This window comes from Carnobacterium sp. CP1 (assembly GCF_001483965.1).
GTDB classification, from domain to species: domain Bacteria; phylum Bacillota; class Bacilli; order Lactobacillales; family Carnobacteriaceae; genus Carnobacterium_A; species Carnobacterium_A antarcticum.
In genome coordinates, this window is record NZ_CP010819.1 from 1 (window position 1) to 8883 (window position 8883).

The following is an 8883-nucleotide window of genomic DNA, read 5'->3' on the forward strand; positions in this document are numbered from 1 at the left end:
TTACCTCCATTTTTTTTAGGTTACCATACTTGTATTTTTTTCGAGCAAAGCGACAACGCAAAAAGGCACGCGGATCTCATTTTGTAAAAATGATTCCGTGTGTCTTTTTAAGTAAAGGTCGTAGGAAAATCCTACCAAGCGAAAAAATATTTTTAGGTAATGGCATGCCATTACCGTAGCCTGCCAAATTTAATTGGCGGGTTAAAAATGATTTTTCGGTTTCGGGTTTGTCCGGACAAACCCGTAGCTTGCCCTATCACTTATTTTTTTGTTTTTTTGGATGTCTCTGATTGAATTTTTATTTTTTTTATTATTTTTAGCAAACAAAAAGTCGTAAACAAAATACAAAAAACAGACAAGACTTTTTATTCTTGTCTGTTTTTGAGTGCAGTTATCAATTGAGTTTTTACTGAGATACCAATTACTCTTTTAGTCTTTAACATATTACCAAATACGTTGACGCCTACTTCTGACGCAAAATATAGAGCACTAAGAGCAAGACCACTAGCGATTATATATTTTAACATTGATTATCTCTCCTTAATTGTCGAGATTAGAATAAAACAGTTCTATAAAATTATTCTAACACTCATGTTTCTTCAAAAAAATAAAAGACGTTTTACTACCTTTATTTAAAAATAGTTTATTCAACTGTATAAATCTACGAATTGAATTCTTAACCATTGAAATAAATAAGAGACTACGTAATACTGATAATTAAATTTGAAAAGGGGTTTTATTTTGATTGTTTATGTAGCTAACGTTCTTATTATGATAATTATCTTCGGAGACTTATTTAGTATTTTTAATATTTTGTTAGGGAACTATACCTCTGTTTTTGTACGCTATTTCACTGTGGCCTATTATGTTGTGCCAGGTCAACTCGAGAAGATATCTGAAAATAAAGAGAAAGAAAAAAAGTTTAAATCCTTAGTTATTTCAAGCGAAATTACACATATTTTAAGTACTTTATTGTTACTTGGTAGCTCTTTCTCAACTGGTGTTCCCGGCATATTATGGATTTGTCTTTTTTCTTATTATGCTAGCTCTCTGTTTTTTCGTTACCGTATACGTAAATTATTGGAAAGCAACTCTTAAATAAAAGACGATAACGAAATCAAACTTTAAAGCAGCTTATAAGCCTGTTTAACATACTGGCAAGTAAATGTGCGTTTATTCATTTAAACATGCTCTAATGTGCCTTATTTCGCCTGTGAGAAGCAAGTGTAAGGATCTTTACGCCAAATTTGTTGAAAAAATAAAAAAATGTCTGTGAGGAAACAATAAAAATGAAATTAAAGTTTAATTTTAATCAGTATAGAAAAACTGCTATAATTTCTGGCTATCTTCTGACGTTTGTTTTGATAGAGATAACAAGAAGCCGTTTTAGTTGGTTTATAGGATATAGTATTTCGTTGTTTTTAGGGTACTTATTAAGTTTCATCTTAGAAAATGGATTAGATTTTCTCGAAACTAAAAAAAATTAATAAAGAGAACGTCTTTAAAAATGTCTTTGGGTATGTAGGGCTTGCCCTGCACGAACGGAGTGAGGATTTATTTAATCCAACTATCAATACGATCTAAATATGATTCTGAAGCCATATTAAGCATGGTTAGCTGGATCACACCTTCATTGTTGATGTTTTTGACTTTGAACTACCAACGAGCGAAGAGCGAGGCGGAGTTAGATGTGAGAGTGGTTTGCTCTCACTCCTTTCTTGTTTTTAAACTATTTTTGAGCTTGCGGAGCAAGGTTTCATTACTTGTACTTTAGGTTTTGAATTTATTTGATAGAATAATATTTTAAGAGAGGTTCTTTTAAAATAGTTTTAATATAGTTATAAAAGAGTTTTAAAGATAAAATAGTTTTAGAGGTGCTTTTAGATCTACTCCCCCAAGGTATACAGCTATAGTGCAGACGACATTTTGTCTGCACTATAGACGACATTTTGTCTGCCTACAGACGACGTTTTGTCTATGCCTAGACGACGTTTTGTCTGTCTATAGACGACACTTTGTCTAGGCTGTAACGACACTTTGTTTACATGTCGTCTATAGGTGGTTATAATGAAAGAAAGGATTGTAGAAAGGCGGGTTTCTTGTTGAATGAAGTTGTTAAATATGAAAATAGTTTAAACGACGTAAGTTTTCGAAAATTTAATCCTAATGAATTAGATCTATTTTTTTCAATATGTTCGAAATTAAAAGATAGATACACTGAAGAAATCGAATTTAGTTTTGAACAATTAAAAGATTTGAGCAATTATTCACCTACATCTGTTAAACGATTTATGAATGATTTGGATAAAACTTATACGAAAATGCTTAGTCTTACTTATGGAGAACGTACAGAAACAAGAATAAAACGCTTCGTATTATTTACAAAATTTGATATCGATTCCGATACACAAACTGTAAAAATTGGCGTTAATAGTGAATTTGAATTTCTATTAAATGACTTTGAAATGTTTACTAAATTTGAATTAAAGGAATTTACAGAAATCAATAGTTCTTACACAAAAGCAATTTATCGTAAATTAAAACAATTTAAAGGTACAGGTTTTTATACAGTTTCTATTGAAGAATTCAAACGATTGTTAGATATTCCTGAAAGTTATCGTATGTATGATATAGATAGAAGAATACTTGAAAAGAGTATGAAAGAGTTAAAACCTTTATTTAAAAGTTTAAGCTATAAAAAAGAAAAGGCTAAGAAAGGAAATAAAATTGAAAGAATTAGTTTCATTTTTGAAGAAAAACAACAAATCCATGTTCCCTTGTATGATTGGATTAATAATGAAGAAATAGAAACAAAGGCTGAACGTTATAAACGTGAAAAAACTAAACAGGAAAAAATAAAGAAATAAAGTATTGTGTCATCAGATAAGTTTCTTTAAACTATTGTTATAACAACATTTAAGGTGGTTTCACTTATGGATAAGGATACTAATTTTATAGAATACATATCGCCTAATGTCGCTGCAAAAAAGTTAGGAATTGCGGTCACAACTTTGCGTAAATACTCTAGTTTGATTGAAAAAACTAGCGGGAACAAGTCTTATTTTGAACGCGATAACAATAACAGTCGTTTATATAGGTATGTCGATGTATCGGTTTTAAAGCGGGTAATATCGTTAAAAGTACGCCCTGGTTTTTCGCTAGAAGAAGCGGTAAAGCAGGTCTTAACAGAAAATGACGTAGCGAGCGTATCAGTTACCGATACGCGACTTGAGAGCGACACAAGTAACGACTTGCAACCGATTCAAGAAGATACAATCAAACAATACGAATCACTTATCAATCAGTTAGTTGAAAGTAACTTAAAATTGTCAGGACAATTAGAGAGTGCCATCGGAAGATTAGAAGAACATGACAAGAAATTACTGGAATTAGGACAAGAATCAATAGAAAAAAAAGGTCTATTTAGTCGTATGTTCAAAAAAAAACTGAATGAAATCTTGAATAAATACTTACAGATTTGAGGTGATTCGTTATTAAATATTTAAAAATTAGTGATTTAGTTTTTTATATTCCTCTAACGCTTTTGATGGTTTATGATTACTTTCCTGATACGCCACTCTCTAAGATAATCCCTATAAACATAAATATATGGATTATTTTAAGTTTGTATCTTATATCTATATTATTTAAACGTTTTGGCCATTCTAATAATATAGAAAATATTAAAGGACAAATAATCACGTTAGTCTATTTATTCTCCGTAATGTTTTTGTTAACAATTTTAGGCGGAAAATCCACTTCTGGTATAGGATTAAATAACATTGGGGTTTGGGTGACATTAGCTATTTCAATCGGAGAAATCTATTCACAAAAACGTAAATTAAAATCCATACAATCAAAAAAAGATATTCAGGATTTTTAATACTAACAATATACCTAGAAACTAAAATTCTAAGAGAAAGTTCAAGAACGTTTCGCTGATTTCATTTTCATTGATTCCGATATAACATTTGGCGATTTGCTGTTCGTTGAGTAAATTAAAAATGGCGATTATGTCAAGTACAGCATTATAAATCAAATATTAAAAATAAAGATAAGCTAAACAACGATTATAGGTTGTTTAGCTTATCTTTTATACCTATTAGCCCCCACAAAATTAGCAGGTTAGATACTAAAAAGACTATTATTAGTGTTCCAAAAAATAATAAAGTCGCAGTGACTTCTCCAGGACTGATTAGATGAAAAATAGTTAATAAAATAAATGCTCCACTTAAGACAGCTAAAACCGTAAAATAGTTGCCTTTTTTATCGAACTGTTTAACCATTTCAGGATCTCCTTTCATTAATTCGTCTAAAGAAATAGCATAAATCTCGCTAATTAAAACAAGACTATTAATATCAGGCAAGTTCCGGCCATTTTCCCAATTTGAAATGGTTTGCCGTGATATATGTATTTTTTCTGCTATTTCTTCTTGAGTCAGTTGTAAATCGTTTCTTTTTTGTTTTAATCTAGTCGCTAAATTCATATAATCTCCTTACATTTACTTTAGTGAATTTCTAGAAGTTTCACTACCAAAAGTCTTTATAATACTGCTATCCTAGCAATAAAAGTCTTTTACATCTCAATTATAATTGATAAAAGGTGCTAGAAATGAATCAAAATCTAAAAGCCTAATCTAAAATTTAATAAGGTTTCACTAATTTCATCTTCATTGATTCCAATATACCGTTTGGTGATTTTCTCGCTGCTGTGACCGAAGATCTCCATCAGTGTGGCCACGTCTTTGGTTTTCTTGTAGTAATGATACCCAAACGTCTTCCGCAACGTGTGCGTGCCGATATCGTCTCTTCCTAACAGCTTAGCGACCTTTTGAAACATTTGGTAGACCGTGTTGACTTCTAAATGGCCGCCTTTGGTGCTCGGAAACAAATCATCCTCCGGATCCAAGTCGTTTGTGTACTCTTGAATCAAATCTTGCAGACTACTTAAATACAAAATACGGGTTTTTCCGGTTTTTTGTTCTACGATTCGGGGGTTTTTAGACGAAAGAATGTCTTTTTTCTTCAATTTGACGATGTCGGACATGCGCAAACCGCTGTTGATCCCGATCAAAAAGAGAAAAACGTCGCGTTCGGCGTTTTTATTGCGCCTCAAACAGAATAAAAAGTCGTTTATTTCTTGCTGCGTTCTTAAGGGTTGGACGTTATAACTCATTGAAATGACTTCTCCTCTCACAAAACAGATACCTGATTATAGCTAGTATACCACGAAATCATGTATTGAGGGGCGGTATAAAAAAAGAACCCTATGGGGATAGGATTCCCGATACACGATTTTATGTAATTTCATGTATCGAATTTTTAAGCTAGCTAGAGTACAATAAATCTAATCAGTATAGAGGAGGAAGAGCATGAAAAATACAGGTGAATGTCCAAAGTGTGCTTCAAGAAATATCGTAAGAATTCCAGGTCAAACAGGTGCGGTTGGAATCGGTAATAATATTTCTATTGGCTCAGTTATTCCTACTTTAGTAGATGTATCAAGATACTTATGTTCTGAGTGTGGCTTCATGGAAGAATGGATTGTCGATAAAGAAGACATAGAAAAAGTAGTCAAAAAATTTAAAGGTAAATAGATTACTATTTGAAAAATCTCTCTGCCAAAAAGGCAAAGAGATTTTTATATTTCCTTTTAGAAAAAATAGACTCAATATCAAAATCTATGCGTGTTTATATTATAAAGTAATAAATATACACTGAAAAAAAAACCTTGATTTAACAAGTTTCAGGATACACGATTCTATCTAGTTTTATGTATCAAATGATACTATTTGGATAATGCGCCAATCTGTTAGTACAAAAAAAGACAACGAGTTTTAATCGCTGTCTTTTTTTTGTACTAACAGTCAAATTATTTATTAATTAAATAAACTTAATAAAGTTTGAATCGTACCATTTTCGAATAATATATAAATTCCTAAACCAATAAACACGATAGGAACAATGATTCGTTCATATTTTTCTAACGTTTCGGAAACAAAGGAAATTTTGGCTAATTTATAACTGACATAGCAAAGAACCGCAACAGAGATAGCAAATACGATTAAAGTAATAACAATTTCTGAAACAGCTAACGAAGTAAAGTAGGGAATATAAATACCTAAATTATCGCCACCTGACGCAATGGTTATTAAGGCGACCGTCCAAAATAACCGACTGGTTCCTCTAGATTCTAGCTTTTCAACGACTTCCTCTTCTTCTTCCTCCTCTTCGCCTATCACAGCGACACGGATACCTAAATAAATTGGAATTAATCCAAGAAGTCCAATGATCCAATCTTGCGGAATAAAATTCAGCACATAAGCAGCAAACAAACTTACAGCTACCAAAATGCCTGTACCAAGATATTGACCCCAAAAAATGTGACGAATACCTTTTTGTGTGTGACTTTGAGAAAAGATAATTAGCAAGATAAACAAATAATCAATGCTGGTAGAAATGTAAACAGCGATAGCTGAAAAAATACTTTGTAACAAAATAACTTCCTCCAAACTAAGATTTCATAGATAGATTATCTGATAACTTTAAAAAAACACGAATAGCGGAAAGAGTGTCTTCATTCGCTAAAGAGTAATAAACTACTTTTCCATCTTGACGTGATTTTGCCATTCCATGTTTTTTTAAAAAGCGTAAATGGTGTGACGTTGTAGCGACACTAGCAGTAAGTATTTCTGCTAAATCACATACACACATTTCCTTATAGGTTTCTAAAGCATAGAAAATTTTAATTCTAGAAGAATCGCTGAAACATTTCCCTAACACAAGTAAGTTTGAAAAATCTTTTTGATCTAATTTATTTTTTATTACATTTACTTTTTCTTTATGTACGATAGTCACTTGGCAAACTTTTTCCATTCATCTCACCTCACATTCAAACGATTATTTGAATGAAGTATATCTATTTGATCACTCGTTTGTCAATCTACCTTAATTCCAATACGCTATTATAAACAATTAAAAAGGCTATCGTTTACAAGTGTCTATTAATTAAAATGAATTCTTTTTTTTATATTTAAAGAATCCCCCTGCCAAAAAGGCAAAGGGGGATTTTTTGTTTTGCCCGAAAAAAGTAGACGGTTATTCCGTCGTTTTTCGGGCCTGTTCACGAAGAACCTTTTCAGCCTAAAGGCGAAAAAAGGGACAGAGTGAACAGAGGGTTTTTAGCCTCGCAGAGACCACACTTTACGTCGTAAAGTATAGTGGGTTATACTTTACATGGAAGTTAAACCGGTTAAAGACCAAATGAAAACTTCAAAGAAATAAGGTTCTGTATACACGTTTTTAAGCAATTTCATGTATTAAAGTAAACACACTTGCAAGTACACGTATACGTGTACTTGCAAGTGTGTTTTTGAGTTTAATTTAAAAAAGTATCTATATATTTTGCTAATTCTTCACTAGTTAAAACTAAACCCAAGCCAATCATAGTAACAAATATATTTAAATCAAAAAATAATGATCCTAGAATAACGATTCCCATACCCAAAATCATAATTTCATCTTCGTAATTATGTTTGATTTTTATTTTTCTTTGCATTTTCTTATCTCCTTTTATAAGTTCATCTAATGAAATTTCATACAATTCGCTAATAGAGATTAAACTTTCTATATCGGGAAGTGTTTTTCCGTTTTCCCAGTTAGAAATTGTTTGTCTTGAAACAAACAATTTTTCTGCTACTTCTTCCTGTGTAAGGTTTAATTTTTTTCTCTTTTCTTTAATAGATTCATGAAATTTCATAGGAATACCTCCTTACTACAAACAATAGCTACTCCATTTTCTATTGTCTGTCAAAGTTCTTTTACAAATAGAAAAATCGTACCATTTATATCATTCATTATGAAATATAACCAGTATTAGTACAATCAACTAGTTACATCGTTTTTTCTCCCTCGTCATTCTAAAGGATTTTATATCGAAACAAATAAACTTAACTTCCGTTATACATAAGGGATCAATTTTTTTACACCTGTTAAACTTAGCAACAGAAACAAAAGTCTTTTAAAAGTCTTTTAAAAGGTTTATACTGATTTTAGATAAAGGAGAGGATTTATATGGCCATGAAAATATTAGATATTCCAACATCTTCTATTTCCGAAGTAAAACGATCTCCTATGGAGATCTTTCAAAGAGCAGATAAAGAAGCTGCTGGGGTCTATGTCTTTAATCGAGAAAAAGTAGCTGGAGTCATGTTGACACAAAATCAATACGAATCACTCAATAAAGAAGTCGATGGATTATATGATCAAATTGCTGATTTAATCGCTGAAAAAAGGCTGCTGAACGAAAAAGTCGCTACTTTTTCTGATAGTGAAGTACGTGGAGAAATCGCAAACGAACGACCTACTATCGACGAAGATGATGGGTGGGAGTAAAGTTTGCACCAAATAGAATGGACAGAATACTCAAGAGAAGATTACGACAAGCTTGACGGCAGCCAAAAAGTTTTTGTTGATAAAGCCCTTAATCGCATTAAATTACGTGGTATGGGCGCTGGTCAGCCGTTACATGGCGCCTTAGCACAATGCAATAAGTTGAAAAACAAGAAAATGGGGCTTCGTGTCATTTTTAGAGAAGTAAAAGGTAAAGTTGAAGTCATTCAAGTGGTCGTTATTGGAAAAAGAGATAATGAAGCCGTCTATAAGATCGCTGAAAATCGGATAAAATAATTAGAATAAAACTTTAACCTTTATTAAAATAATTGAAACTTTAATTGAGTGCCATACATGATTTCACTAAATTTTATATATTGAAGCAAATACACTTGCAAGTGCACATATAAGTGTACTTGCAAGTGTATTTGTGGTCTCAATTTAAAGATACATTATTCTATACAATTTCATGTATAGATACTTAAAAATAAA

General features: G+C 31.6%; 11 protein-coding genes. 5 read left to right on the forward strand and 6 right to left on the reverse strand.

All coding sequences use genetic code 11. The annotated features are described in order from the left end of the window. Positions 1-365: 365 nt before the first annotated feature. On the reverse strand, positions 366-527 hold the full coding sequence (locus NY10_RS12640; RefSeq protein ID WP_156413326.1) for a hypothetical protein: 162 nt from the start codon (positions 525-527) through the stop codon (positions 366-368). A 1575-nt stretch (positions 528-2102) separates the two neighbouring features. Here NY10_RS12640 and NY10_RS12315 point away from each other — a divergent pair. Continuing rightward, positions 2103-2867: a replication initiation protein gene (locus NY10_RS12315; protein WP_058920341.1), complete on the forward strand. Its 765-nt coding sequence runs from the start codon at positions 2103-2105 to the stop codon at positions 2865-2867. A gap of 66 nt (positions 2868-2933) precedes the next feature. Next, the gene (locus tag NY10_RS12320; RefSeq protein ID WP_058920342.1) at positions 2934-3482 is read left to right on the forward strand and encodes a MerR family transcriptional regulator; all 549 of its coding nucleotides are present in this window, start codon (positions 2934-2936) and stop codon (positions 3480-3482) included. 588 nt (positions 3483-4070) lie between these two features. Here NY10_RS12320 and NY10_RS12330 read toward each other — a convergent pair. Together NY10_RS12330 and NY10_RS12335 are read right to left on the reverse strand one after the other, a co-directional pair. Next, positions 4071-4487 (reverse strand): helix-turn-helix domain-containing protein, encoded by a 417-nt coding sequence (locus NY10_RS12330; protein WP_082664289.1) that lies wholly within the window; start codon positions 4485-4487, stop codon positions 4071-4073. 137 nt (positions 4488-4624) lie between these two features. Continuing rightward, entirely contained in the window at positions 4625-5176 is a 552-nt protein-coding gene (locus NY10_RS12335) for a tyrosine-type recombinase/integrase (RefSeq protein WP_058920344.1), read from the reverse strand. 196 nt (positions 5177-5372) lie between these two features. Between NY10_RS12335 and NY10_RS12340 the strand changes: the two genes are divergently transcribed. Beyond that, entirely contained in the window at positions 5373-5597 is a 225-nt protein-coding gene (locus NY10_RS12340; RefSeq protein WP_058920345.1) for a hypothetical protein, read from the forward strand. A gap of 282 nt (positions 5598-5879) precedes the next feature. On the opposite strand, the gene NY10_RS12345 is transcribed toward NY10_RS12340, so the two are convergent. The 3 genes from NY10_RS12345 to NY10_RS12355 all read right to left on the reverse strand — a co-directional run bounded on the left by NY10_RS12345 (position 5880) and on the right by NY10_RS12355 (position 7759). Continuing rightward, on the reverse strand, positions 5880-6497 hold the full coding sequence (locus NY10_RS12345) for a CadD family cadmium resistance transporter (protein ID WP_058920346.1): 618 nt from the start codon (positions 6495-6497) through the stop codon (positions 5880-5882). Positions 6498-6513: 16 nt separating this feature from the next. Further along, entirely contained in the window at positions 6514-6876 is a 363-nt protein-coding gene (locus NY10_RS12350; protein ID WP_058920347.1) for an ArsR/SmtB family transcription factor, read from the reverse strand. Positions 6877-7378: 502 nt separating this feature from the next. Then, entirely contained in the window at positions 7379-7759 is a 381-nt protein-coding gene (locus NY10_RS12355) for a helix-turn-helix domain-containing protein (RefSeq protein WP_058920348.1), read from the reverse strand. Between the two features lie 314 nt (positions 7760-8073). Between NY10_RS12355 and NY10_RS12360 the strand changes: the two genes are divergently transcribed. Further along, positions 8074-8394 (forward strand): hypothetical protein, encoded by a 321-nt coding sequence (locus NY10_RS12360; RefSeq protein ID WP_058920349.1) that lies wholly within the window; start codon positions 8074-8076, stop codon positions 8392-8394. Positions 8395-8397: 3 nt separating this feature from the next. Continuing rightward, the gene (locus NY10_RS12365; protein ID WP_058920350.1) at positions 8398-8688 is read left to right on the forward strand and encodes a type II toxin-antitoxin system RelE family toxin; all 291 of its coding nucleotides are present in this window, start codon (positions 8398-8400) and stop codon (positions 8686-8688) included. Positions 8689-8883: the final 195 nt, after the last annotated feature.